Here is a 24,922-nt window from a genome sequence, read left to right as displayed (position 1 = left end):
GTCGGCTGACGTCAGTCGACGCATCGCACAATGTCGCCGGAGATGTCTGGGAATGGTGCCAGGACCATTTTTCGCCGAGCTATCACCGCCTCACGCCATCGAGACCCGTTGAACGGCGAGCCAGCGCCCAACCGATCGATGCGTGGCGGATCCTTTCTCTGCCACGAATCCTACTGCAATCGCTACCGCGTCGCGGCGAGAAGCTCCAATACGCCCGATTCCGCGTCGAGCAATATCGGCTTCCGCGTCGTGCGCACCGAGCCGCTGCGGGATCCTTCATAGGATGGAGCCGGCACTACATCCCGCGAGGCCTGCCGCTGCCCCCGGCATCCGGCTGCTACCGCTGTTCCTGCGCAATTTCGCGCGCAATCGCGAGACCGGCCTCGTGCTGGTCGCCATCGTCGTCGGACTGCTCAGCGGCGCGCTCGCTGCTGCGATCCCGAGCCTGAGCCAGGTCTCTCACGCGCTGACGTTGGACATTCCTTTCGACGCCCCACCTCAGTGCCACCGGCGTGATCTCGTGGCAGCCCTTCAGGCGGACGATCAGCCGGGCCTGATAATGGTCCTGTAGATCGGCGCCGACATCAGGAGAATCGGCAATGACGGGAATGCCGAGCTTGCGCAGCAGCTCGGCCGGACCGACGCCGGAAAGCTGAAGGGATCTGCGGCGACTGCAGCGCGCCATCTGACAGGATGACCTCACGATCAGCCGTCGCTTTGTGGACTTGTCCCTTGCTGATCCACTCGACGCCGGTGGCGACGCGACCGTCGAAAGCCACCTTGCTGGCTTGCGCGTGGGTGACAATGGTGGGCGCACCAGGGCTCGAACCTGGGACCCGCTGATTAAGAGTCTTATCTTTTCGCAGGAAGTACAGCAGCTTAGCTGTAAAAGGCCGCCACAACAGCGCCATTGAAATCAATAGGTTACAGACGGATTGTAAATCGCTCGCTGCGCTTTCGATCACCTGCGACCTCTGCGTCCCGAACGTAAGTAACAGTCAAAAATTCAACAAGAACAATGAATTCTGGTTGCGATGGAACATCTTTATTGCCGTACGTTCGGAGGGTTTCGGTGGTCAATCGGTGGTCCAGCTGACGCCAGATCAGCCTTCTGGGAGCAGCCTGGATCGGTTAGCCCCCGCCGTCGTTTCAGCGCCGAGGCTTTCGTTCATGCCTACGTGGCTTACCCCTTTGCAGCATCGACTTTGACCATGAGATACTCCGTCCGGTACTGCGTGCCATCGGCACCATAGATATCACTGATAGCGACGAGTTCCTGGCCATTCAGGCAGAAGCGATCATTCCCGTCATAGTTGACGCCTCCGGGCGCTCTATCCTGGGCCAGCGTACCTCCGCACCGCCCGATCATAGGCCCCCCCCCACCAGAGCCCGACCCGAGCCCAAGGGCCCATTGCCACTTTGGCTGCTATAGACCAACGGCAGGGCCGGCATCATACCCGTCTTGCCCGGCGCCACGCTTATCGGGATTGAATAGTAGCTTGGCACCGCGTCCTTCACGAACAGGGCTATCGCTGTCACGAGCGACCCCCGAGCGCGCTGTAGCTAGTACCGCCGCAAATTCTTCTTGGCCAATTCCAAATTCCCGCAGGGCTTGAGACCGATTGAATTGCCACGAGAGCCAAGCGAACTCAGCTACCCGGTCGCCCGCTTTCGCGAGCCCGCAGCGTCAATCTTAAACCGGCTGCTGCGCTCCCGATAGTGCTTGCGAGTAGATCGGCGATTTCGTTCAGATACGTTAAGGGCTGTCAAGGAGTCCTCCTCGGCGAGCCAGCGATCCAGGAGTTCGCTCAGGATCTTCTGTTGACCCCACCGGCATGATCATCTTCGCTCCCGGATTGCCACTCCCAGCACAAACAAGTAAAACCTTTAGTTGTCTCAACCTCCAGCACCCCTACGCGGAGTTCTCCACAACCTTGAACCGAAAGCAATGAACTGCACCAAGCCGCATCATTGCAGCCACTTCCTGCAGACAGCATTTGCTCATCGAGTTGTCTGGGCGCAATGTTCTCACCTCTCGCGACGCGCCTGTAAAATTCGTATGAAAGGAAAGATCGGAAGCAAAGGCGCAACGAACACGCGATTGTCCACAGTCGCGCAATTTGCTATCGACCATCGCCTTGCAAGTCGAGGCGCCATAGCGCATTTGAGTGTGGCGGCGGCCTTCGCAACCAGACGTGAGGACAAGCTGAGCGTGGGTCCATCTGCGTTGCCTGTCTTGTCTCTGCGCCCCGCCCTAGAATTGATGCCGAAAAATGAAAATAGAACAATGATCGCCGGCTCTTCGATCAGCCTCCTACATCCCATCAAGCCCGCAACGAAATCAGAACTCAGCCTTTGGCGATTTTACGGCTATGCCGTGTGGGGGGCATGTGTTGGCGCTCTCGCGGCTGGCATACTCGCTTATCTAATCTTGAATGTCACAAGGCTGGATTTGGGTGCAAACCTCGCGCAGGACTTCCCGGTTATCCAATCGAACTTCTCGGATAGCGCGGCCATCAAGCGTGCCGAGAAACTCTTCTACGTCTTTTTCTACCTCTTCGGTGCCGTCTCGGCCTTTGCAGCCATCAGACTCCAGGAATGCTTCCACGGCCGCTCACCAGTTCTATTCTACGTTTCGGCGTTGGCAGTTGTCTTGGCCCTGGAGACATTTCTGCAGGATGCATTCCAGCAACAGCTGAATGTGCTCGCGTTGGTCGCCGCGGCCTGCGCGATCTTCGTGCCCTTCCTGAAGCATGTCCGGACGCAAACAAGCTTCGAGGGCATCCCCGAACTTCGGCCGATCACCTTTTCCGAATTTCGACGGATTGACGCGGCACTGGTGGTTGCGCTACTCGCCCTAACTTTGCCGCTGAGCGTGCAACGCCTGGCCAGTGAGGCTTCTGTCAATCCTCACGCCGTCTCATTCCTCGTTGGACCGGCCCTCTATCAATTTGCTCACGGTCTGGTACCTGGCCGCGATTTCCTGTCCTTCTATGGATACGGACCGCCCTATTTGTTTGGTCGGTTGCTCAGCGCGGACACGAACGCGCTATATTTGCGTTACATTGGTTTCGTTGCTGCCACGCTCGCAATCTTTCACCTGTCGGCCTATTGGGTGCTACGCGACTTCTTTCAAAGCCGGATGCTGCCATTTTTCCTGGCTGCCGTATTTCTGGCGCTCTGCCAGTACGGCGACGGCGAAGCGTTCAATGGACCATCCGCCCTCGCCATCAGGTACATGTTCGTGTTCATTGCGACGGGCATCCTTGCGCGTTACCTGGCACAACCCTCCCGCTGGCTGCTGGTGGCGATGTCTGCCGTCTGCGCGGGCTCGATCTTCTGGAATACCGAGACGGGGATCTATACATGGGCCGTTGGCTGCGCGGCCTTGTCAGTGCGGCTGCTCGAAAGACGGTGGCCTTGGGAGGCCGCGGCGTTCACCGGACTGTCTGTTGCGATCCTGGTCGCGTTGCTTGTCGCGGCCTTCGGCTCGGCTGTTCTCTCGACCGACTTCTTGCACGCCTTTCTTGCGCCAATCGGATTGCACAGCGTTTCGAATTGGGTCGGCGTGCCAATAGACTGGCAGCCAGGACTTGGCACATTTTACCAGTTGATACTTCCGGCGATGGCCATCGCCACCGCCATTAGCGTCGGCACGACGTGGGCCAACTGCCGTACGATCGAACGTGCGTATCTTCTGGTCCTGTCTCTTGTTGCACTGGTTTTCATGGCCAAGTGGATGAATCGGTCGCTTGACGCGGTGTGGCAGCAAAACGCGTTTGCTTATCTTGCTGTTTGCGCCTGGTGGGGCCGCTCGGCATTTCGCGTCGTCCTAGGGCGAACGACCTCGCGAATCGTCCCTGCCTTATCGTTGACAGCAACAGCGGCGCTTTCGGTCGCCGTGCTTCTGAGCGCGCAGGATCGTCAACAGAAGGTGATGATCGGGCTGCGATCATACTTGAAATATCCGAGCATCACCAGTCTGAGGTTGGGTCGAGGAGCAGGACACGTCAAGGTTCAGCTTGATAGCAGCGACATAGACCTAGTCAACAAGGTCGTGGCGCGTGATGGCCGTATGTTGCTGTTGTCTGATCAGGATTGGCTTGTTCTTGCGACCCTTGGCAGAGCTCCCAAGAGCTACTTCCTCCCGTTCCGAGACATCTTCAGTCCTGAACATGTTACGAGAAGCTTTGCTGGGACAAACCATTTCATTTTGGATCGCGGAGCGACCTATGAATATGCTTGGCTGAAGGAAATGACCGAAAAAACCTTGTCGGAGGATTTCGAACTTACCGACGAATCGACCCGGTTTGTCCTCTATCGAAGGAAATCGTGATCACGAGAAATGGACTTGCGATGCACTGGCCTGCACTCGCCCGGGGGGCGATGCCGTCGGGATTGCGCTGCTTGTCCGTGGAGGTCCCAGCTGAGCCGCTCGACGACGACGCAGGCCTCTATGATCCGACGACGCGGCATTTCGGCTGGGATAAGCAACCGAGACCGACCTCCGCGAGGGAGATCTCGGCCTATCTGCTCGACCGCGCTGCGCTCGCAGGGCTAGATCTGCCACTTCGATGCACCGAGAAGGCGGTCGCGGGTCTGATCGTCGCGCGCGTCCGACGAGGCGAGCTCGTCCCTGTCGCGATCGACGGTGCCGGCAAACAGGAGCATTGGGCCACGCCTGCGGCGCTGGAAGCGAACGGCGAGGCGTCGCAGGATCTCGTCCACATCCTCTCGCCGTTCGATCCCCTGATCATCCAGCGCAAGCGGACCAACCTCATCTTCGGCTACAACCATCTGTTCGAGGCCTATGTGCCGAAGGCCAAGCGCAAGCTCGGCTATTACGCGCTGCCGGTGCTGGCTAGTGACGAGATCGTCGCCGCGCTCGACCTCAAGACCGACCGGCCATCAGGCTTTCTCGTCGTCCCCAATCTGATCCGCGGCCTGGGCCGTCCGCACCCGACCAGATGTGGGGCGCGGACATTACCTATGTGCATCTGGCCAAAACCTTCGCCTATCTCGCCGTTATTCTCGACGCGTTCTCGCACAAGGCTGTTGGCTGGGCCTTCGAGGACACGCTCGATGCTTCGCTTGCCATCGCCGCGCTAGAAAAAAGCTATCGCGGCTCGGGGACCGGCACCGGGCAGCCTCCATCACTCCGACCGCAGCGTGCAATACGCGTCCATCGTCTATCGCGAGCGGCTCGCCGACATCACCATCAGCATGAGCAGGCCGGGCAATCCCTTCGACGACGCCAAGGCTGAAAGCTTCATGAAAACGCTCAAGGCTGAACAGATCAACAGCAAGGCCTTTGCCGACTTGGTCGACGCCCGCCGCCACATCAACAGCTTCATCGCGGAGGTATACAACAAAGAGCGCCTGCACTCGGCGCTCGGATACCAGTCGCCTATTGAGTTGGAAACCGCGTTCGCGCAAAATAAAGTGCGGCAACCCCACTGTCACTGTTATTATCGTGTCTCACTTCAGGGGTGCAGTCCACCACTGTCACCGCAATTCATGTGCTCACCGCGCCGCCCGACTCGTCTGCACTATGCCGTCGCGTGGTAAGTAAGGGTCTTGGCCAGGGCATCAGGGCCCATCGTAGACGTCAGCCCGCTCGCTCGACTAAGCTGATCTCACTGCAATTTCCCCGTCCAAAAACCTCCGCTAGCCCTTAACTCGTTTGATCTCATTCACTACATTGGGATCTGCTAAATCTCTATGCCACCAATGATTTTCTAGATCTAAGGGCTTCTCCTCGCGTCGCCTCTTGTCAGCGACCGCAAGCAATTTGATAAGCAGTCGAAACGATTGGGTTAACTCCGGCTCAGGAAGAGTCGCGAGCTTTGCCAACTGAACTTTGAGATTGGGCCTTTTGACTATTACGCACGGTGTAAGTGTCGTCTTCAATTGCGCTTTGGAAATCGCAGTTGCAGCATCTTCCTCGCGCGGACTCGCCTGTAAAATAACAACATTTAGACCGCGAAGCACCCTACGCTTTTCATCTAGGCTATGCGCCTGAAACCATACCTCGCCTTCCCGATCGCTCACGATGCCTTGCGCCAGTTGGTTTAGCAGTATCTCTTCGTCTATGTTCAGCATCGGGCAATCCTACTGCGGTTCGAAGATTACATGAGGAAGATCTTTTCTGAGCAAGTTGTAGCTTGGGGCGTTGGGGTTATATGTCTGAAATATGTCGATACCGGTCTCTCGTCCTGATGCATTCACTCCTCCACCACTTGTGCCTCGCGGAACTGAACCGCTAGCGGAGTGCCGCGCTCTCGAAGAGCCACTCATAATATAATCCCAGTCAGAGGTAGGTTTGGCTGTTCCGGCTGCTCGGCTACCGACCACGGTGATCTGCTGCTGTGTTCTATTAGCCGCATTTTGAATCCGCAACGCGTCCCCGGACGAGATACCAGCCTGCGCTGGCGTCCGAGCACCACTGGCGCCTGCCCCGTTAGGTAGAGGGTCGACAGGTCGGACTTGTGGAGCCTTAGGACTTGGGAGTCTCCCAATAAACCCTCCTCCTGCGCCTCCTCCTCCCGCGCAAAGGCAAGGGATTAAGAACCCGGGCATATCTGCCAATTGAAGGTTGCCTGTGTTCGTACCGCGGGGCTGAGACGCAGGAGACGTCGGTGTCGTTGGAGGGCTTGGCGTCGACACCTGTGAAACTTGCGTAGGAATATACGCAGCATTGTTCCAGGCATCCAAGGTAGCTTGAAACATCGCCGCTGCTCGAGCCGCGTCCGCCGCATTCGCGGTCTGGATCATCGCGCTTGTGGATGCAGCCATGGCATTCATGGCTGCTACGGCGTCGTACTGGGGAAGCACAGTCGGCGACGGCAGAGGCGAGTAACCACCATAGCCGCAGCTGCAGCCGATGTTCGGGGACGATAGTCCGTACAATGGCTGCGGCGAATATTTTAGCCAGTCTGGCGTACCAGCTTCTGTCAATCCATTGGAGGTCACGCCGAGATAATCATAGTCGCCGAACCCATCCGGGTCGATATTCCGCAGAGGCCTATTGCTGGCATACGCGTATCGATTCCATCCCTGTGTGCTGAGCGGGCGTGGAATGGTCGGATCCGCACTCGTCATGCGCGCCACGATGGGATCGTAGACACGTCCATTGAGATGGACGAGCCCGGAGACCGAGAGCTGCTCCTGGCCGGTGAAGCCGCGGCTGCTCTGGCTGGTGATGCTACCGGTGGTGTCGTCGGTGCCGCTCGGATTGCGCCGCTTGCCCCACGCGTCATAGCTGAGCCGCTCGACCACGGCGCCGGCCTCGTTGGTGATCACCGCGATCGAGCCGAGATGGTCGCTGTGGAAGTAACGCGTTGCGACTGTCTCGGACGCCGTCTGGATCGTGCGCATGCCGAACATGGCATCGCCGACTGAGAGATAGTCGGTCCAGATCTGCGAACTGGTGCCGGGATTGGTAACCTCAGCCTCCACCCCGAACGCCGACAGGTACAGCTTGGTCCCCTCCGGCGTCACCTGCTTGAAGCGCTGGTGATCGGTGTCGTCGACAAAGCTGATCGTTCGCGTGCCCTGTGTGATGCTCGCCGGCTTGTTGTAGGAGGTCCAGGCGATGGTGCGGCCGAGGCCCGAGGTCTGGTTGCCGTTCAGGTCATAGGTGAAGGTGGTCGAGATCAGCCCGGCACTGATGCTGGTCACCGCATGCGGCTGCGCTTGGCCCGCCGCCGGATAGGTGTAGCTGCCGACATCAGACTTCGACAGCAGATTGCCGATCGGGTCGTAGGAGAACGTCTTCGCCAGCGGCGTCGGCGTCAGATTGACCGTCGACGACAGCAGGCGGTTGAGGCCGTCATAGGTGAAGGTCTCGCTGAGATTGGTGGTGGCATCGCTCCGCGACAGCGGATTGCCGCGCTTGTCATAGGTGACGCTGAGGTTCTGCACCGTCCCGCCGGCGCCGGTCGCAACGCTGGTCAGCCGCCCGGTGAGGGCATCGAAGCCGTTGGTGGTGACGAGGCCGTTGCCAGTGGTCTGCTGCGTCAGGTGCCCTTCCGCGTCCATCGCATTCGCGGTCCATTGGACCTGGCCGGTTGCATCATCGAGCAACTGGTTGACGTCGCCGAGGCTGGTATAGGTGTAACGCGCCGTGAAGCCGGAGGCGTAGCCGACCTTGCTGAGCTGGCCGTTGGCATCGTAGATCGCACTCATGTTGTAGGTCGCGCCATCGATGACCGTCGCAACCTGGGTCGCCCGGCTCAGCGCGTCATAGCTGACGCTGCGCGAATAGCCGGCGCCCGCTCCTGCCGTGATGCCGGTCGAGGCGAGCTTGCCGATGCCGTGCGCGGCCGTATCGTAGGTCCAGGTACTGGTCTTGTCCGGCTCGACCCGTTGGATCACGCGATCGAGCTTGTCATAGGTCAGGGCAACAGTCTGGCCCTTGGCGTCGGTCTGGCTGACCGGCAGCCCGAGCGTGTTATAGCTGTAGTTCCACGATCCCATGTCGGGATCGGTATCGACGATCTTCGCGCCGCGGGAGTCGTAGGTCGCCGTGCTCACATTGCCCGAGGGATCAGTGGTCCTGGTCAGGTTGCCGAAGGCGTCATAGGCATAGGTGATGGTCTTGCCGAGCGCGTCGGTGACCGAGACGATATTGCCCTGACTGTCCCTGACGGTCGCGCGGGTCTGGCCGAGCGCATTGGTCTTGGTGACGGACAGGCCGTGATAGGAGACCTGGGAGACGCTGCCGTCCGGCTTGGTCTTGGTCAGCGCCCGTCCCAGCGCGTCGTAGGTGAAGCTGGTGTATTGCGGCGTGCCGCCATTGACGAAGTACGGCCGGCTGGTCTGCGCCACCCGCCCGAGCGCGTCGTAGGCGGTGCTGACACGGATCGTGCTACCGTCAAAGCCTTGCGTGTCATAGACGACTTCCCGGTCGAGCGCATCAAAGTAGACAGTCTTGAGCGGACCGTTTGGGGTGGTGCCGTCGGCGGCAAGCGACTTGGCCTGAACCAAATAACTCGCGCCGGACGGACAGGGGGCAGTGCCGCCATTGACGCCGCTGCAGAACGAGTAGGTCCACTTGGTCTGGGCACCGTCGGGACGGACTTCCGTGATCTTGCGGCCAAAACCGTCGTAGCTCCAGGTCGTGGTCAGGCCATTGGGGCCGGTCTGGCTGGTGGGCGTGCCGAACCGGGCGTCATATTGCCAGCTCTCGCTCTGGTTAACGGCGTTGGTATTGCCGGTGTTGAACTGACCCTTGGCATCGAAGCTGGAGGCAGAGCTCCGCGTCGCGATATCGGCACCGCTGACCGTCACCGTCAGCTTGTTGCCGAAGCTGTCATAGGTGTAGTCGGTTTGCAGCCGCAGCGCCGGCGTGTCGGGCTCGACCACCTCCTGCACCAGAAGACCCGAGGCGCCGTCGTAGGCGAACGACGAAGTCCGCGTGACGCTCGAGGCCCATGCCGCGCTCGACATCGCCGCCACGAGCCCCGCCGCAACCGACAGCTTCCTGATCGTATCCATTGCCATTCCCCAAGCCCCAGATTCCAACAGTCTCGGCCGGCACAGCAGTGCCGATGCCGGCCCACGCCAGCCTCAAACTCACGCAGATTGTTACGCAAACGCGGGCACGTCCGGCCGGAGCAGCTCCGGCCGCGGCAGATTCTGATCCGTTAGGGAGCGACACCTGTGACTGACGATCTCGTCAGCCGCCCCAGGTACCAGGCGCTCGTATCATTACTGTAGGTACTTACGGTCGTCTTGCTGAAGCCGTCAGAGGTCGAGGTCACGACCTGCGTCGGGTTCAGATAGGCGTCGTACTGGTTCGTGGTCGTCACCGATGGCAATGCCGTTCCATCGAGATCGGACCCGCTGGAGACGCTCTGCGACAGCGACACCTTGTATGGCGCCGAGTTGATGCTTGGCGTGCTCACGCTCGCCGCACCAGACGCATTGCTGAACTGGTACGTGTTCGACGATTGCGACAGCGTCATCGCCTGAGCCGCAGCACCTCCCGGCGGCGTGGCAGGCGTCAGGCTCTTTACCATCGAAGCGACCGAACCGATGTAGGGAAAGTCCTTCCGATACGTCGTCGTACTCACGATGCCGGTCTGCAGGTCCTTCACATTGGTCTGGGCAAAACCCAGAAAACCTCGCCTTCGAATGTCGATCCGCCCGCCCGAGTAGGTATAAGACGCGCTGACGGTACCGCCGACGCCGTTGCTGCGATCGACCTGCGACACGACATGCGCGGGCGACACAAGGTCAAGTAAGGGAAACACCGTGCCCGTTCCCTTGGTGACAACCGAGGTGTTGGTGCTGGGCTGGTACGTAAGCATGGTCGAGCTGCCGATGCCATTGGCAATGTTCGTTGTCACGTCTGGAGCAGGGCCGCTTGAGATATTAGTCGCGACGTACACACCTGAGGCGGCAAAGCCCACGATGTCCGGAAGGCCGTCACCGTTTACGTCCACGATCATGCGTGGATATTGATTGTTGTCGGTCCATCCGCTCGAAACACCCCACGGATCCGACGTCCAGAGCTGGCGACCGCCGAAGCCCGTTCCGGTGTTCAGCGCGACATAGACCCCCGACGCAGCAAAGCCTACGATGTCCGGAAGGCCGTCGCCATTCAGGTCGGTAACCCTGCGCGGGTACTGATTGTTGTCGGTCCAACCGCTCGAAACACCCCACCGATCAGAGGTCCATGCTTGGCGACCGCCGAAGCCGGCCGTCGCATTGGTCCAATTCAGACTTGTCGAGGGCAAGCATGACCCGCTCGCACCGCAGACCGAAATTTCCGTCACGCGGCTGCGATTGGCCGGACCGCTTTGCTCGTATGCGAGCCGATAGTCCGACACAAAGGTAGACCCCGCGCGGGCCTGGACATTTGTCAGACGAAAGGCGGTCGTGATCCGAGATCCTGCCTGGTACTGCGGAAGGGTGTCCGGACGCGTCGCATAAACGAACTGCACCGAGTTCGACGCGCTGACTTCCGTTGCCGTGTTACCGGTGTAGTCGATCCTGCTCGGATAGAATTGTCCGTTGGTGAGATCGCTGGTGTAGGTGACCGCATAGAAATTCGACTTGCTGTCGCTCACTTTGTTGACGCCCCAGACCCGCGCTGAGGCCTGCCCCTCCGCCAGCAGACGCGAATCGGCGGTGTTGCCAAACTCCATCGTCTGGCCGGACTTGGTGCGGACCTCGAACCAGGCCGGCCCGCTGCCTGCGCTGCCGTGCGAGATGATCTTGGAGAACGATTCGATCTCGGTGCGATACTGCGTGCCGTCGCCACCGTAGGCACCGCTGGTCGCCACAAGCCTCTGCCCATTCATGCAAAAGCGGTCATTTGCATCGAAATTGACACCGCCAGTCCCGCCGTCTTGCGCCAATGTCCTCGCACACCGCCCAATCGAAGGTAGGCCTGCGAGAGCCCATCCCATTCCCAATGGGCCGTTTCCACTCTGGCTACTATAACCCAGCGACAATGCTGGCATCATGCCCGCTAAGCCCGGGGGCACACTGATCGGGACCGAATAGGTCGCAGCCCCCGTTGGGCTTACCGTGAAATTGCCAGGAACAGACATCGTCCCGGCGAATCCAGACTCAGAACCTCCAACAAACACAATTGCGGACATCACGACCGCAATAGCTGGACGCGCCAACGCCCGAGAGGGAGAACCAAAAGCCGGTCTGATCATTCGCACTCTCTTCTGACAATCTGGAAATCGGACGACCGCTCCAACAACGAGCAGTTCGTCTGCTTAGACGCTCACTGCGTAAGCTGGAGACAAATTTGGTAAGGAGGTGGTGGTGGATGCGCCGTTCTCACGACAAGCGCAGCCGCAATCTTCTCACGGTGCGCTGTAGGCGAGCCGCCAAAAGCTGAAACGCGACCAAGTTCGCTCGAGTGCCATCAATATCTTCGAAGTAATCAAGAATCGCCCCTGCATTCCCATTCCAAGGCGCAGCGAAATAAACCTTTAGTTGTCTCAGCCGTCAACGTGCAGCAGCACTTCTCCACAACTCCAGGACTCAAATGCAGAGCTGCATGGAAATGCGTCAATGCAGCACCTGTTGTAGACACATCGGCCGATCAACGCCCGGCAAGAATGGCAGCAAGCACTTATTAGAAGCATTCTTTTCCGCGTGACGGATCCATGATGCTCGTGTGAAGACCCGAGAATGATGAGACCAGCCGGCGCGATTGTTCGCAGCGTTGCGCGGCCGGCCCGAGCTCAGCTCTTCGACACGATCTGAAAATCCAGCAGCCAGTACGGCTTCGCGGGATCATCGGTGAAACGGATGGCTGCGCGATAAGCCCGCTTGTGACGGCCGTCGGTGGCCTCGATCGCAAGCGAAAAGGCGCGCCCTTTCAGCGATGGCGCAACGTCCGCTCCAAGCGTGCTTTGCGCGCGACGGGCCAGGGTTTGGACGACCTGATCGCGCGTCGCGCCGGGCAATGCGAGCAGGGCTTCGAGCGGCGCGAGTTGAGGGTCGAATGTCGGGCGTTGCGAATAAACCGTAAGGGCCGGCTCGATCCTGGCGAACAGGTCCTGCGACACACCAGGAACGAGAAGCAATTCGTTGACGGCATGAAACAGGCGCCGTTGCGGCTGGCCACTTGCACTCACGCCAGGGACCGGCATCATCCGCCACTCGATGATTGACACCGCGAGCGCGGTAGCCTTCTGTGGCTCGAAGCCAACAGACCGAAGCAGTCCGAACAGTAGATCCTGATCCGCAAAATTGAGGTCTATGCGACCGAGCTCGTCCTGGATCCGGACAACTGCGCGCCATTTCCGAAGCTCGAATTGCCGCGGCCGGCCATCCGCGCGCCAGCCCGTTCCCGATGTGGGATCGGACAGGCCGATGGCCGCCCGCACGATAGCCGCCTCCGCCAAGGCATCGGCCTCGGCAGCGTAAAGGCCATTGTCAGCCAGCTTTCGCGACGTTCCGGTTGCATCCATGACTGTCGTGGCGATGACGGCGAGAAGAGCTAATCCCCACAAGACCGAGAGCAGCGGCATGACCCATCTTTCCTCGCTAGCGACCGCGGCAGCGCTTGGTGAGATCATCGAGCACGCAGCCGACGTCGACGTCGATGCGCGGCACGATCAGCAATTCCGGCCAAACCCGCTGATCACCCGATGGAAACCGAACATTGACCCGAATGGCCGCAGGCAGTGCTGTCCCCGCATCCCAACGATCCGCCCACCGCGCCTCGCCGGACGCGACCTTCGGAAGATAGGAGAACGCGACGCCGGCAACGTTTGCGAGCAGCACATCCTTGCGGCCGTTAGTGGCCGCGCGGGGATCGTCGATATCGACCACCAAAGCCGGTGGGCTGGACGAGTTCATCGCAATTGAGAAATTGGATCGGTCGCCACGGCCTCCGGACTGCATCGCAGGTGCCACGAAACGGATCGAGGTCGGCGTCCCCTCGAACTCCAGGCGGCCCGTTCCGTTAGCCTCGCCGATGAGCCGGGGATAGGCCAGGGTGAGACTGTTGCGCAGGAAATCCTGAGCGGCGACGACCCTGTCGAGGGCCGTGGCCCGGAGCGCGGTTCGCTCCCGAATTGTGAGGCCGTAACGGATAGCACCAAGCAGCATGACTGCAAGCAGGCTGGTCAGGACGAGGCCGACCAGCATTTCGACCAGCGTGAACCCGGCCTCGGACGCGTTCTTCTCGACCGGGAAACCATCGGTCATCGCGGCCGCGCGCCTCCAGCGAGACGAAGCGTTGTGAGGCGGATCGATTTCTCGGCTGCCCCCTCGCCCCAGGAGACCTCGGCCGAGACCTCGATCGCAGCGACCGCCGCCCGTCCGTTACCGGGTCCATCCCTGAAGGCCTTGCGGCTCAGGCGCCAGCGCAGGCCATGACCATCGTCGCCCGACGTTTCCCCGGCGCTCGCGGGAATATCAGTCCCGACCCTTGCGACCAGCCCTTGCGCAACCAGCCGCGCCCGGTTGACCGTCTCGGCGTAGCTTTCATTCCCGAGTGCATTGGCGAGAACGTGATAGATCACGCCGAGCGAGAGGGACAGGATTGCGAGCGACACGACGACTTCGAGCAGGGTAAAGCCCTCGGCCGCCAGACATCGTCGCGCCAGCGCGGCGGGCGATCTAATCGCAATCATCGCGCGGGAGCCCCGTCAGCCAGTGAACACAGAGGCGCGCGGTACGGTCCTCAAGTTTGAGGGTCAGGTCGCCACCGGTCGATGAGCCATCAGGATAGAAGCGGATTTCGGCATGGGACCTATCGGTGGTGTCGAGGCCTGCAACCTTCAGTGCGAGCTCGACCTTCTTCGGCAGCATCGTCACGGGAAGTGCCGGCGATCGGAACGTCCGCGCGTTCAGATCGATCACCAGCGAGGCTTCAGTGCCTCTGATGATGGCTGCCGCGCGCGTCGTCTTGAGCGCGTTCAGAAGCGCAGTCTGCGCAGACTCCAGCCGGAGACGGTCAGCCGTCCTGCCGATGAGGGGTTGCGCCAGGGTAAGCCCCAGCGCCGTGATGGCCAGCACGACGAGCAGTTCCAGAATGGTGAAACCATCATCTTGATGCGACCGGGAACGCATCAGCGGCCAACAACGTCGTTGATGCTGAGAATCGCCATCATGACGGTCAGCACCAATCCACCAACGACAACGGCAACGCCCAGAGTGAGCGTCGGCGTCAGGAGCGCCATCGCGCGGTCGATGTCCTTAAGTGCCCTGTCCTCAAAGACAGCGGCAGACCTGAGTAGCATCTGATCGAGTTTGCCGGTCTCCTCGCCGATCGCCATCATGCGGATCGCGGCAGGTGGAAACACACCCTCGTCGCGCAAGGCAACCGCGAGCGGCCGGCCCTCGCGGATAAAACCGACGGCCCTCTCGACCTTGGTTGCCAACAGCCTGTTGCGGATCACCGCCTGCGCGGACATGGATGCCTCGAGCAGAGATACGCCGGCCCGCAGCAGGGTTCCGAGCGTTCGCTGAAAGTTTGCAGTGTCCTGGCTGAGCGCGATCGTGCCAACGACTGGAAGCCTCAATCGATACGCGTCGAAGGCAAGGCGACGTACCGGGGACCTTCGGATCGCCATCCAGCCCGAAAGTCCCATCCCTGCCAGCACAAGCATCCCTAGGACAACAAATACCCAATTGTCGGCCAGTGCCACGAGCAGCAGGAGGGCCCCGGGCATGGGCTTGCCCCCCTCCTGAAAGATAGGTGCAATGCTCGGCACCAGGGCTCCAATGACAACGGCGATCGAGACCACCGCGAGCCCCAGCAGGATTGCCGGATAGGTCAAGGCGGACTTTATCTTGGCGTCCAGCTCTTGCCGTCGCTCGAGCAGGCGGGCGAGCTCTTCGAACGCCGGTCCCAACGTTCCGCTTGTCTCACCTGCACGCACAATATTGATGAAATCACCGGGATAAGTCGAGGGTCGCTCAGTCATGGCGCCGGATAGCGTCGCGCCATTTAGAATGTCCTCCAACAGGCTGTCGCAGGCTTGCCGAAGCTCCCGGGCGGTCGATTGCTCAGCAAGGATGCGCAGACAATCGTCCAACGCCACTCCCGACTTATAGAGATCCGCAAACTCGCGCGCGAAAGCCGCCAGGTAAGCGGGATTTGGACCGGTCTTCGAAAAGAGATCGCGCTGCCACCAGGGCTGCGTGTGCTGTGACACTTCGGTCAGCTTGAATGTCGTCAATCCACGTCGACTAAGAAGGGCATCGGCCGCATCAGCGGACAGCGCCTGGACGCGACCCTCAGCCAATTCCCCTCCACTGCCGTAAGCCTTGTAGAGAAACGACGGCATATCGTCTCACTCCAGGGTCCGACGCATCTTCTGTTCTGGCGTTCGAGGTGGTACCGGCCGCCGGCCATACGGCATGAGGATCGCCAGTTCCCGCCTGAATTCATCGGTCATCTGACGGGCTTCGTTCAGGTTCCGGATGACGTGGGGTGCAATCATGATGACGAGCTCAGTCTTGCCGATGAGATCGTCCTTCATCCTCACTGCGTTTCCGAGAATGGGGATATCTCCGAGGACGGGAATCTGCGTCCTGGTCTTGGTCCTCTTATCCTGGATAAGCCCGCCCAGAGCGAAGGCTTCGCCGTCGTTGACGACCACAGTTGTCCTCACCCGGCGTTGACTGATCGTCGGGGAATTGATCGACGATGTGGTCGTCTCGGAAACGGTCGAGACCTCTTGCTCGATATCAAGTGTGACGCGCCCGCTCTCGCTGATTCTCGGTGTGATCGAGAGAATGACACCGGTGTCCTTGTAGCTGACCGAGTTCACGACCGGTGCCCCGGGCGTCAATACGCTGACGGCCGATTGCGTCGTGATCGGCACCTGATCGCCGACCTGAAGGGCTGCGGTCCTGTTGTCGGCAACCGTGAGTGAAGGAGATGAGATCACATTGACGTCGGTGATCTGGTTGAGCGCCGTCAGTGTCGTCGAGATATTTGCAGCGCGCAACGCATACGAGAAGCCCGGGAACACCGAGCCGATCGATCCCGAGAGATCATCGGTGAAGGTGGCGCTCTGGTTCCTGTTGTTCAGGAACCAACGCAACCCAAAACGCAATTCATCCTTCAGGGTCACCTCGGCGATCATCGCCTCGATCAAGACTTGGTTGGGGATGACATCAAGCGTGCCGATCACGCGGGCAACGCGCCGATAATCGGCGGCGGATGCCTCGATCAGGACGGTGTTCTTGGTCTCATCCGCAACGACTTTGATGCGCGGGCCGCCGGTGCTGTCGTCCTTACCGATCTGAAGGGAAGACGTCGTTTCAGGCCCGGCGGCATCTACGGCTCTTGTGGCTGGAGGTGTTGAGGACTGCGAGCCGCCCACGCCACCAGATTGCATTGACGCACCCGAAGGCTGCTTCATGCCCGAGGTCTGGGCGCTGACCTCGGTATATTGGGGAGCGACGCTGCGGGTACCGCCAGTTTCGCTCGCGCCATCCTTGCCCTGGGTAAACATCGATTGGAGGACGCTGACCAGTTCTGTGGCGCGCCGATTTTGCACCGCGTAGGTATAGAATTGCTTTTCGGTGCCCTCGCCTCGATTGTCCAGCCGGCGGATCCAGGTCGTTGCCCGCGACAGATATTGGGGTTGCGGTGTGATGACGAGAATGGCCCCCATCCGTTTGTTCGGCAAAAAACGGACCATGCCTGCCATCGGGCCTTCCCGCTCGGAGTCAAAAACCTTGCGAAGCTCGTCCGTGATGGCCGCCGGATCACTCATTTTGACGGGCACAATGCCAAAGGACATGCCCTTCATCACATCGACATCGAAAACACTGATGGCGTCGAGAACGCCACTGATATCCTTGTCGTTGCCTGATAGCGTGATGGTATTCCGTGCATCGTCCGTCCGGACGATTGTGCCGCGGGGAGAGATCGGCTCCACTACGCGACGGATCTCCGAAGCGGCGACATATTTGAGCTGGACAACACGTAAGCTCGACGCAATGGCGCCGGTGCTGTCCAGATCACCGTCGATCTGGAGGTTCGCTCCTACCGCAGCCTGGTCCAGCGCAACAATCTTGTAGGTGCCACCCGCATAAATCAATGCGGCGTTGTTGGAGCGCAGGGCGGTCTGGAACAGGCTGAGAGCGGCCGAGCGAGCGACCGGTCCGGGCGTTTGGAGCGTGATCTTTCCGTCGATACCCGGATCGATCGTATATTTCGCGGCAAGCAGGTCGCCGAGAACCGTTTTCGCCGCCTGTGGCACAGATGCATTGAGAAGGTTCAGTGTGACGCCCTCACCGGTTTCTTCCGGCGCTGAGCCCGTAGAACCCGTCGGCTTGGTCCCGAGAAACCGCCCCGAACCATTAAAGAAGGCCGGCTCTCCCGCCGATTTGGGGCCGAGCGGAGACGGGATGGCCTGATTGCTGTAGCTACTGACGGCAGCAGTCCGCGCCGCAGGTGGCGGCCCGTTCCAAGCCTCGCGTACAGTATCCGAAGCACTTTCGATCTGGGTGGTCTGACAGGCCGCAAGCCCGAGCAGAAGGCTGACGGCTGCCAGTCTACCCAAACGCTTGTGACAATTTGCTGACACCGACAACTCCGCTGACTCAAAAACGCCAGCGGCTTCGCGATCTGTCCTCGGCCGCGCTGGGGGGCTGTTCCGAACGCCGCGACGATCGGCTGGGCCAACGGCTCCCGACAACGCAAACCGGGGGCAACGATAGCGCTTGGGTTTGGTCCGACGAAACTATAGCCGAGCGACTTCACACCGCGTGGTTGGATGCTGCTTTTTCCACAACTATCGACCGGTCTGCACAGAATGACATCTTGGTCCCTGCCTTATTTGGAGATACGAGAATTGAAACAATGTCAGGTTGAGTAATGCGCAAGCGTCAGCAGCGTCTGAACCGGTCCGAACGCCCCCTCCGTCGGCTTTTGTTACAGCAAGACGGCTTCACGCTCGTCGAGATGCTCGTCGTGATCACCATCATAGGCCTAGTCGTTGGCCTCGTTGGCCCCCGTGTTCTCAATCATCTCTCGGAATCGAAAACCAAGGCGGCCAGGATTCAGATCGAAGGCTTCGCCCAGGCACTCGACCTCTATTATCTCGATAATGGCACTTACCCGGCTTCGAGCGTTGGACTCACCGCACTTGTGCAGAAGCCAAGCAATGTGGAGCGCTGGAACGGCCCATACCTGAAAGGCAACCTCGTTCCCAACGATCCCTGGGGCAAACCATACGTGTACGCATTTCCGGGAACCCATGGGCTGGCCTACGACCTCGCATCGCTCGGAGCCGATAGCCGCGAAGGGGGTACCGAACAAGCGGCCGATATCGCCAACTGGCAGAAGTAGTGCTTTCTAACAGCTTCAATCTCGACCGGACGAAGAACGACACGTCGACGCTGCTCGATCTTCTCCGCGCACTCGCAGCCCAGATGGTATGCGTCGGACACACCTGGAATCTGACGTTCGCGCCCTTCGGCGGCGCCAGGCCGACCCTGATCCCTGATATCGGCGTTCTCCTGTTCTTTGTCCTCTCAGGTTTCGTGATAGCTTACACACTTCACGACCGCACCGGATACGGCAGCTATTCGTTGCTGAATTACAGCGTCGAACGTTTCGCCCGCATCTATTCCGCTTACGCGCCGGCTCTCTTCCTCATTGCAGCGCTTGACTATGTCGCGTTCACACTCGGCGTGCCGTTGTTCCAGCTCGACAGTCTGACCAGCTTCGTCAGAAATCTCTTCATGCTGCAGGGCTACCCCGGCGAGTGGGGCGGAGGGACGTTCGGCTCAGCAGGTCAGCTGAGCAGTCTCGCGATCGAGTTTCACATCTACTTCTTCGTCGGCGGCCTGTTTTTCTTCTGCAAGGGGCGCAACCGAATTGCCGGCCTTTTGCTTGCAATCGCCGCCGCTGCCCTTCCGTTATTCCATTTTGCGGAGAGGCCGGACGCTTCCCACAGCCTCTTCGTCCTTTGGTTACTCGGCTTCGGTGGCTACTTTGTCGCAATCAACATGAAGATCGATAGGCTCTCGACCGTCGTCAGCGCGGCTCTTTCGTTTCTTCTATTCTGGCGGTGGCGAGTCGCACACGTGCGCGGCGACGAATATGCGCTGGCGGCGCAACCCTACTTTGCGATGTGGTTCGTGAGCCTTGCTATTGCTGCGCAAGGGCAGAACTGGCTCCTACGGTCCAGACCGGTGATCGAGTTCTTCGCTGGGTATTCGTACACCCTCTTTCTCGTACACTATACCATCGTAAAGATCGTCGTGGGGCTCAAGCCGGCACCGCTGTGGATGACGTTCACGATAGCGATTGCCGTCTCGAACTCGGCCGCCTGGCTGTTCGCCCTCGCCACGGAGGCAAAGCACAAGCGGTTCGCGGGCTGGATATTGCGGAAATTTGACTGCTTCCGAATGCCTGTTCGGTAGCGAAGCGTGTGCGATCGAAGAGTAGTCTGTGAGCGCTGGATGCGGTGCCCGAATTCGGGCCGGCCGCGGCCTGACAATGCAGCCTTCCGGGAAGATCGTCGCGAGGCAAGTCAAAAGCAAATGCAGACCGGCTTGAAACAGCTCGGAAGCTGGCCTTACTGTTGAATTTTGATGACAGCGAGTGCATCGTCACCACCGATGGCGGCAATGATGGCCAATGCTCTTATTGTTCGCAAGAACCAGCGTCCACGCTTCCGCGTCGGCCAATATGTCCGCATGTCCACGGATTATCAGTGTTACTCTATCGCGAACCAGCGATGCGACGATTGCGCCTTACGTTGCAAGCCCTAACTTATCGATAGTCCGAACTTAAACAGGCAAAGCGCAGAGCAGCTCGAAAATCGAGAACCGGGCAGCCCCGACCACCAGGGTAGCCCGAACTGATAAGGTTTCGTATGAAACCTTATCAGTCGATGAGCTAACTCCGTTTTGCGACCGAACCTCATCAGTCAATCCCCCTCCGTTTGCGGCGACCCATCCCATCGTTGATCGGCCGCACCGTCGACGCTCCCGACAGGCTATGCGTTTTCCAGGGTGAGATGTTTCGCCAGGATATCGGTCGAAGAAGACAGGCTCGCCGTGCTCCCGGTCCAGACGACCCGGCCCTCGTCCAATATCGCGTGGACGTCGGCGACGGCGCTGCACACCTGTATGCTCTGCTCGACGAGGAGGATGGTGAGCCCACGGGCCTTTAGGTTGAGCATGAGCTCGACCAGCTGATCGACGATTACCGGCGCCAACCCCTCCGTCGGCTCGTCCAATAGGAGCAGATTCGGGTTCGTCATCAAAGCTCGCGCAATCGCAAGCATCTGTTGCTCTCCTCCGGAGAGTCGGCCGGCCGCCGACTTCCATCTCTTTCTGAGCACTGGGAATAGTTCGGCTGCCGCGTCGGGCGTCCAGGGGGAATCCTTCCGATGAGCGATACTGAGATTTTCTCTGACGTCCAACGTGCTGAAGATCGCCCTGTTCTCGGGAACCAACGCCAGACCACGACCGGCGATTTCGTGCGTCGGAACCCCAACTACCGATCTACCGTCGAAAGTGATCGTTCCTTGGGTACGAACTAACCCCATGATCGAGCGAAGCGTGGTCGTCTTTCCGGCACCATTGCGGCCAAGAATGGCAACCGTCTTCCCCCTCTGTACCTCAACATCCACGCCTTGCAGGATGTGACTCTTCTCGTACCAAGCGTGAAGATCGCGAACGAGGAGCGCGGTCATGCGGCTGATCCAAGGTACGCGCTCTTAACGTCGGCGTTCGTTCGAATTTGTTGGGGTGATCCTTCGGCAATCTTCCTACCCTGCGCCAGCACCGTGATCTTATCCGATATATCGAGCACGACGCTCATATTGTGTTCGATTAGAACAACGGTGCGCTCGGGCGCGAGGCTCTTGATGAGAAGCTTGGTTTTATGCACGTCATCCAGCCCCATTCCGGCCAGCGGCTCGTCCAAGAACAGCAGCATGGGATCGGCGGCCAAAGCCATGGCTATCTCGAGAGCACGTTGTGCTCCATGAGATAGATCGCCTGCACGCGCTTCGAGGCGCTTTGCCAGACCGACCTGATCCGCCAATTCCGCCGCGCGCTGACGCGATACTTTCGAAGGATCCCGGCTCCGCCAAAACGTCCATGCCTCGCGACCGGCGACAGCTTGGAGCGCCAACAAGATATTCTCGACCACCGGAAGGTCGCGGAAGATATTAGTGAGCTGGAACGATCTCGAAAGCCCCAAATGGACGCGACGATGGGCGGGGACGTTCGTTATCGGACGGTCCCGAAATGTTATCTCGCCCTGTGTGGGAGCGCGTGTTCCGCTCAAGGCATTGAATAACGTGGTTTTGCCTGCTCCGTTGGGCCCGATGACGGAATGGAGGGAGCCGTGATCGATCGACAAGTCGAGATCGGCAACTGCTTGAAACGAGCCGAACCGTACTCCCAGGCCTTTGGCCGTCAATAGAGGATCAGCCATTGGGAGCCTCCTTCCGGTGGCTTCTCAGCACGTTACCCAACCCTAGAAGCCCGTCGCGCAGGAACAGCACAATCACAATCAGAAGCAATGCAACGATCATGGACCAACGCGGCCACACCGGTGAGATAAAGTCGGACATTGCGCTGAGGACCGACGCCCCGACGAGCGCGCCCAGAGGGGATCCAACTCCTCCTATCAGGGAAGCGATCAGCAACCGTTCGCTTGTTTCGACGTCGACGGCACTCAAGGGCACGAAACTGAGCATGAGCGTGTTCATTGCGCCTGCCAGCGCTGCGATCCCGCCGGCGATGGTAACCGCCGCGAACTTGAAGCGGCGCACGTCGTAACCCAATGCTTCTGAACGGCTCTCGTTGTGGCGGATCGAGTTGAGGACGCTACCGAATGGCGACGCGATTATTCTTTGCACGACGGCAAATGCTGTGAAGCAAAGCAGCGCCAGAAACGCATAGAGCAACCTGGGATTCGACAGCGCGAACTGTCCGAACGCGATGGTCGTTCGCGGCACGTTTCCGAGGCCGTTCTCACCCCCGGTCAGCTTCGGAAAGGCGAGTGCGAGAAAAAAGCCCATCTGCGCGAATGCCAATGTCAACATCACGAAATAAACGCCTTGACGCCGCACGATCAGCAGCCCGGCAGCAGCCGCTAGAAGGCATCCCGCGACAGATGCTGCCAAGGCGGCAACCGACGCATTCATGCCGAAGTCACGAATGAGAATGGCGGATACGTAGGCCCCCAAGCCGAAATAAAGCCCTTGACCAAATGAAAGCAGACCGACCGATCCGAGAAGCAACGTGCAACTTAAGGCGCCCGTCGCGACCACCAGGATCTCGCTCGCCAGTGTCAGCGACGGCAAAACCCAAGGCAACGCGACGAGAATTGCCCCGATTGCGACAGTCGTTCCATTCGGAAAGCGCGGGCTTGCATTGGTCATCACGACCGCCCCATGAGCCCGGTCGGGCGGAACGCCAGAATCATCGTCATGACGCCATAGATCATGAGATGAGCTCCTCCTGGCCAGATCATGCTCATGAGCGATTGGGTGATCCCGATGAGCAGTGCCGCCAAAAGCGCTCCGCTGAAGCTTCCAAGCCCGCCGAGGATCACGACGACGAAAGCGATCGCGAGGGCCTCACGACCCATGAGCGGCTCGACGCCGCGTAACGGCGCAGCCAGAGCGCCGGCGAGGCCTGCGAGCGCCCCTCCGAAGGCGAATGCGCCCATGAAGATCTTGCGGGAGTCGAATCCGAGCAGCCCGACCATTTCGGCATTTTCCGCTGCGGCGCGCAGCATGGCGCCGAGACGGGTGCGCTCGATTGCCAACCACATCACTACAGCCACCACCACGGCCACTGCCACGACGAACAGCCGATATGACGGATATACGAAACCTCCGAGGATCACGACGCCGTTGAACATCTCCGGCACCGGCACATTCTTTCCCAAGGTGCCGAAGATCATGGTCACCGTCTCCTGCGCCAGGATCGCGAGCGCGAAGGTCATCAGTATCTGCGCCTCGTGAGGCAAATTGTACGTCCGCTGCAACAGCACTCGCTCGGAGACAAGTGCGAAAATCGCGGCCAGAAGCGGACTAATCAGCAGGGCCGGAAGAACGCTTCCGGTCCATTGAGCTATCGCGAATGCGGCGTAGGCGGAGACCATGTAAAACGCCCCGTGCGCGAAGTTCACAAACTGCATCAGGCCGAAAATCATGGTCAGACCGATCGACAGGATGAAGTAGATCATTCCAATGCCGACGCCGTTTAGCGCTCCGAAAATGAATACCTGAGTGGACATCGAGGCGGCTATAGCTTGCAGCCCGTCTTGTCGGGCGAGAGGAACGCCTTCTCGGCAGATAAGACCTCAACGTAGTCATCTTTGTCACGCATCTTGGCCTTCGGCTTGCCCAACAGGAGATAATAGTCCTTCAAGACTTGATGATCTTCCGCACGAACCGTCTCGAGTCCCGTCGGGCCTTCGTAGCTGAGCGTCTCGAAGGCTTTGATCACCGCCGGCACGTCCGTGCTACCTGCCTTATTCAGAGCTTCTACCGTCGCCTGCGTACAGGCCCAGCCGGCGGTCAGAAGATAGCTGGGCGTCACTTTGAGCTTCTCCTTGATCACTCCCGAGAGCAGCCGATTGCCGGGGGTATCCACGCCATGCCAGTAGTTTGCACCGAAATAGACGCCCTCGCAGATATCCGGGCCCAGAGACTGGAATTGATCGAGGCCCGTAGACCAAACGACGACAATTTTCGTGTTGCGCTTCATCCCGAAGCTGACGGCCTGCCGCAGCACGTCGATCGTCTGGCTGCCGAAATTGCAGATGCAAAGCACGTCGGGCTGCGCCGCGATTGCAGCGGTGATGAAGCCGCTATACTCGCGATCGCTCAGAGAATGATAGCTGTTGCCAATGTGCTGGCCACCGAGCTCGCCTAATACATTCTTCAGGTTCTTCAAGAGACTGTCGCCGAAGACGTATTGACCTGTGATCGTGTACCACTTCTTCGCGTCGGGGAACTGCTTCATGAAGGGGCGCACGGTGGTGTTCACCGCGCTGTAGGTCGCGACCGGCCATCGAAAGGTATTCTTGTTGCAGAGCGAACCGGTCATCTCGTCGGCGCCGGCCTGATTGATGTAGACGCCACCGCTGTTTGCGACTTCCTTCGCGACCGCCAAAGCGATGGCGCTGTTGGTGCAATTCATGAAGAAGCGGATGCCGCGATCACGGATGGCATCCTGCGTCAGCCGCACGGCCCGACCCGGATCGCCCTGGTCGTCCATTTGCACGTACCGAAGAGGCTTGCCCGCAGCGGTCTTGTAGTACTCGAAGGCGACCTTGCTACCGATATCGACTTGTTCGCCGATATTGGCGAATGTACCGGAAAGAGACACGAGACTACCGATTTCGATCGCATCTTGCTGCGCCCAAGCTCGGCGCAGCAACGCCGGTGCCGCAATTCCAACCGCTGCAGCAGCCAAGATCTCCCTACGATTGCGCATT

The 24,922-nt window shown here is 59.7% G+C and carries 22 protein-coding genes and 1 pseudogene; 7 read left to right on the top strand and 16 right to left on the bottom strand.

The annotated features are described in order from the left end of the window. Positions 1–30: 30 nt before the first annotated feature. Entirely contained in the window at positions 31–282 is a 252-nt protein-coding gene (locus UNPF46_RS38600; protein ID WP_210248327.1) for a formylglycine-generating enzyme family protein, read from the top strand. A 247-nt stretch (positions 283–529) separates the two neighbouring features. On the opposite strand, the pseudogene UNPF46_RS04785 reads toward UNPF46_RS38600, so the two are convergent. Both UNPF46_RS04785 and UNPF46_RS38185 read right to left on the bottom strand, forming a co-directional pair. Then, a pseudogene (locus UNPF46_RS04785) lies at positions 530–809 on the bottom strand (GMC family oxidoreductase N-terminal domain-containing protein); the annotation flags it as partial. A gap of 556 nt (positions 810–1,365) precedes the next feature. After that, positions 1,366–1,452 (bottom strand): hypothetical protein, encoded by an 87-nt coding sequence (locus UNPF46_RS38185; protein ID WP_246668599.1) that lies wholly within the window; start codon positions 1,450–1,452, stop codon positions 1,366–1,368. A 607-nt stretch (positions 1,453–2,059) separates the two neighbouring features. On the opposite strand from UNPF46_RS38185, the gene UNPF46_RS04775 reads away from it, so the two are divergent. The 4 genes from UNPF46_RS04775 (at position 2,060) to UNPF46_RS04760 (ending at position 5,568) form a co-directional block, all read left to right on the top strand. Then, the gene (locus UNPF46_RS04775) at positions 2,060–4,336 is read left to right on the top strand and encodes a hypothetical protein (protein ID WP_142249230.1); all 2,277 of its coding nucleotides are present in this window, start codon (positions 2,060–2,062) and stop codon (positions 4,334–4,336) included. A gap of 77 nt (positions 4,337–4,413) precedes the next feature. Beyond that, positions 4,414–5,109, top strand: coding sequence for a DNA glycosylase AlkZ-like family protein (locus UNPF46_RS04770; RefSeq protein ID WP_502705481.1), 696 nt, complete (start codon positions 4,414–4,416; stop codon positions 5,107–5,109). Next, positions 4,992–5,264: a hypothetical protein gene (locus UNPF46_RS38670; protein ID WP_181769785.1), complete on the top strand. Its 273-nt coding sequence runs from the start codon at positions 4,992–4,994 to the stop codon at positions 5,262–5,264. The genes UNPF46_RS04770 and UNPF46_RS38670 overlap by 118 nt, the downstream gene beginning before the upstream one ends. Beyond that, on the top strand, positions 5,170–5,568 hold the full coding sequence (locus UNPF46_RS04760; protein WP_181769784.1) for an integrase core domain-containing protein: 399 nt from the start codon (positions 5,170–5,172) through the stop codon (positions 5,566–5,568). Before UNPF46_RS38670 ends, UNPF46_RS04760 begins: the two co-directional genes overlap by 95 nt. A 99-nt stretch (positions 5,569–5,667) precedes the next feature. Here the strand turns inward: UNPF46_RS04760 and UNPF46_RS04755 are convergent, their stop codons facing one another. The 9 genes from UNPF46_RS04755 to gspD all read right to left on the bottom strand — a co-directional run bounded on the left by UNPF46_RS04755 (position 5,668) and on the right by gspD (position 18,029). Beyond that, positions 5,668–6,102, bottom strand: a complete 435-nt coding sequence (locus UNPF46_RS04755) for a DUF5958 family protein (protein WP_142249227.1) — start codon at positions 6,100–6,102, stop codon at positions 5,668–5,670. Positions 6,103–6,111: 9 nt separating this feature from the next. Beyond that, a complete protein-coding gene (locus UNPF46_RS04750; RefSeq protein ID WP_142249226.1) occupies positions 6,112–9,498 on the bottom strand; it encodes an RHS repeat domain-containing protein in 3,387 nt (1,128 codons plus the stop codon). A 149-nt stretch (positions 9,499–9,647) separates the two neighbouring features. Then, on the bottom strand, positions 9,648–11,561 hold the full coding sequence (locus UNPF46_RS04745) for a toxin TcdB middle/N-terminal domain-containing protein (RefSeq protein WP_142249257.1): 1,914 nt from the start codon (positions 11,559–11,561) through the stop codon (positions 9,648–9,650). Between the two features lie 651 nt (positions 11,562–12,212). Beyond that, positions 12,213–13,004, bottom strand: coding sequence for a type II secretion system protein GspK (locus UNPF46_RS04740; protein ID WP_181769783.1), 792 nt, complete (start codon positions 13,002–13,004; stop codon positions 12,213–12,215). 16 nt (positions 13,005–13,020) lie between these two features. Further along, positions 13,021–13,686 carry a type II secretion system protein GspJ gene (locus tag UNPF46_RS04735; protein ID WP_142249224.1) on the bottom strand — a complete coding sequence of 222 codons (666 nt, stop codon included), beginning with the start codon at positions 13,684–13,686 and terminating at the stop codon, positions 13,021–13,023. Continuing rightward, positions 13,683–14,114 carry a type IV pilus modification PilV family protein gene (locus UNPF46_RS04730; protein ID WP_142249223.1) on the bottom strand — a complete coding sequence of 144 codons (432 nt, stop codon included), beginning with the start codon at positions 14,112–14,114 and terminating at the stop codon, positions 13,683–13,685. Before UNPF46_RS04730 ends, UNPF46_RS04735 begins: the two co-directional genes overlap by 4 nt. Next, on the bottom strand, positions 14,101–14,553 hold the full coding sequence (locus UNPF46_RS04725; protein WP_142249222.1) for a GspH/FimT family pseudopilin: 453 nt from the start codon (positions 14,551–14,553) through the stop codon (positions 14,101–14,103). The genes UNPF46_RS04730 and UNPF46_RS04725 overlap by 14 nt, the downstream gene beginning before the upstream one ends. After that, positions 14,553–15,773 carry a type II secretion system F family protein gene (locus tag UNPF46_RS04720; protein ID WP_142249221.1) on the bottom strand — a complete coding sequence of 407 codons (1,221 nt, stop codon included), beginning with the start codon at positions 15,771–15,773 and terminating at the stop codon, positions 14,553–14,555. The genes UNPF46_RS04725 and UNPF46_RS04720 overlap by 1 nt, the downstream gene beginning before the upstream one ends. Positions 15,774–15,779: 6 nt before the next feature. Further along, positions 15,780–18,029 carry a type II secretion system secretin GspD gene (gspD, locus tag UNPF46_RS04715; protein WP_246668596.1) on the bottom strand — a complete coding sequence of 750 codons (2,250 nt, stop codon included), beginning with the start codon at positions 18,027–18,029 and terminating at the stop codon, positions 15,780–15,782. A 290-nt stretch (positions 18,030–18,319) separates the two neighbouring features. Here gspD and gspG point away from each other — a divergent pair, with 290 nt between their 5' ends. Beyond that, entirely contained in the window at positions 18,320–18,793 is a 474-nt protein-coding gene (gene gspG, locus UNPF46_RS04710) for a type II secretion system major pseudopilin GspG (RefSeq protein WP_142249220.1), read from the top strand. Beyond that, the gene (locus tag UNPF46_RS04705) at positions 18,793–19,872 is read left to right on the top strand and encodes an acyltransferase family protein (protein ID WP_181769782.1); all 1,080 of its coding nucleotides are present in this window, start codon (positions 18,793–18,795) and stop codon (positions 19,870–19,872) included. The genes gspG and UNPF46_RS04705 overlap by 1 nt, the downstream gene beginning before the upstream one ends. Before the next feature lie 578 nt (positions 19,873–20,450). Here UNPF46_RS04705 and UNPF46_RS04700 read toward each other — a convergent pair. From UNPF46_RS04700 to UNPF46_RS04680, 5 genes are read right to left on the bottom strand one after another with little or no spacing between them, the layout of a single operon-like run. Beyond that, positions 20,451–21,152, bottom strand: a complete 702-nt coding sequence (locus tag UNPF46_RS04700; protein WP_142249219.1) for an ABC transporter ATP-binding protein — start codon at positions 21,150–21,152, stop codon at positions 20,451–20,453. Then, on the bottom strand, positions 21,149–21,901 hold the full coding sequence (locus UNPF46_RS04695; RefSeq protein WP_142249218.1) for an ABC transporter ATP-binding protein: 753 nt from the start codon (positions 21,899–21,901) through the stop codon (positions 21,149–21,151). The genes UNPF46_RS04700 and UNPF46_RS04695 overlap by 4 nt, the downstream gene beginning before the upstream one ends. Further along, positions 21,894–22,853 carry a branched-chain amino acid ABC transporter permease gene (locus UNPF46_RS04690; RefSeq protein WP_142249217.1) on the bottom strand — a complete coding sequence of 320 codons (960 nt, stop codon included), beginning with the start codon at positions 22,851–22,853 and terminating at the stop codon, positions 21,894–21,896. Before UNPF46_RS04690 ends, UNPF46_RS04695 begins: the two co-directional genes overlap by 8 nt. Further along, positions 22,853–23,716 (bottom strand): branched-chain amino acid ABC transporter permease, encoded by an 864-nt coding sequence (locus UNPF46_RS04685; protein WP_142249216.1) that lies wholly within the window; start codon positions 23,714–23,716, stop codon positions 22,853–22,855. The genes UNPF46_RS04690 and UNPF46_RS04685 overlap by 1 nt, the downstream gene beginning before the upstream one ends. An 8-nt stretch (positions 23,717–23,724) precedes the next feature. Further along, complete coding sequence (locus UNPF46_RS04680) at positions 23,725–24,921, bottom strand: ABC transporter substrate-binding protein (RefSeq protein WP_142249215.1); 1,197 nt, start codon at positions 24,919–24,921, stop codon at positions 23,725–23,727. Position 24,922 lies beyond the last annotated feature (1 nt).

Source organism: Bradyrhizobium sp. UNPF46 (assembly GCF_006658625.1).
Classification (GTDB): domain Bacteria; phylum Pseudomonadota; class Alphaproteobacteria; order Rhizobiales; family Xanthobacteraceae; genus Bradyrhizobium; species Bradyrhizobium nitroreducens.
The sequence above is the reverse complement of the archived record's forward strand: the minus strand, read 5'-3'. Positions and strand labels throughout refer to the sequence as shown.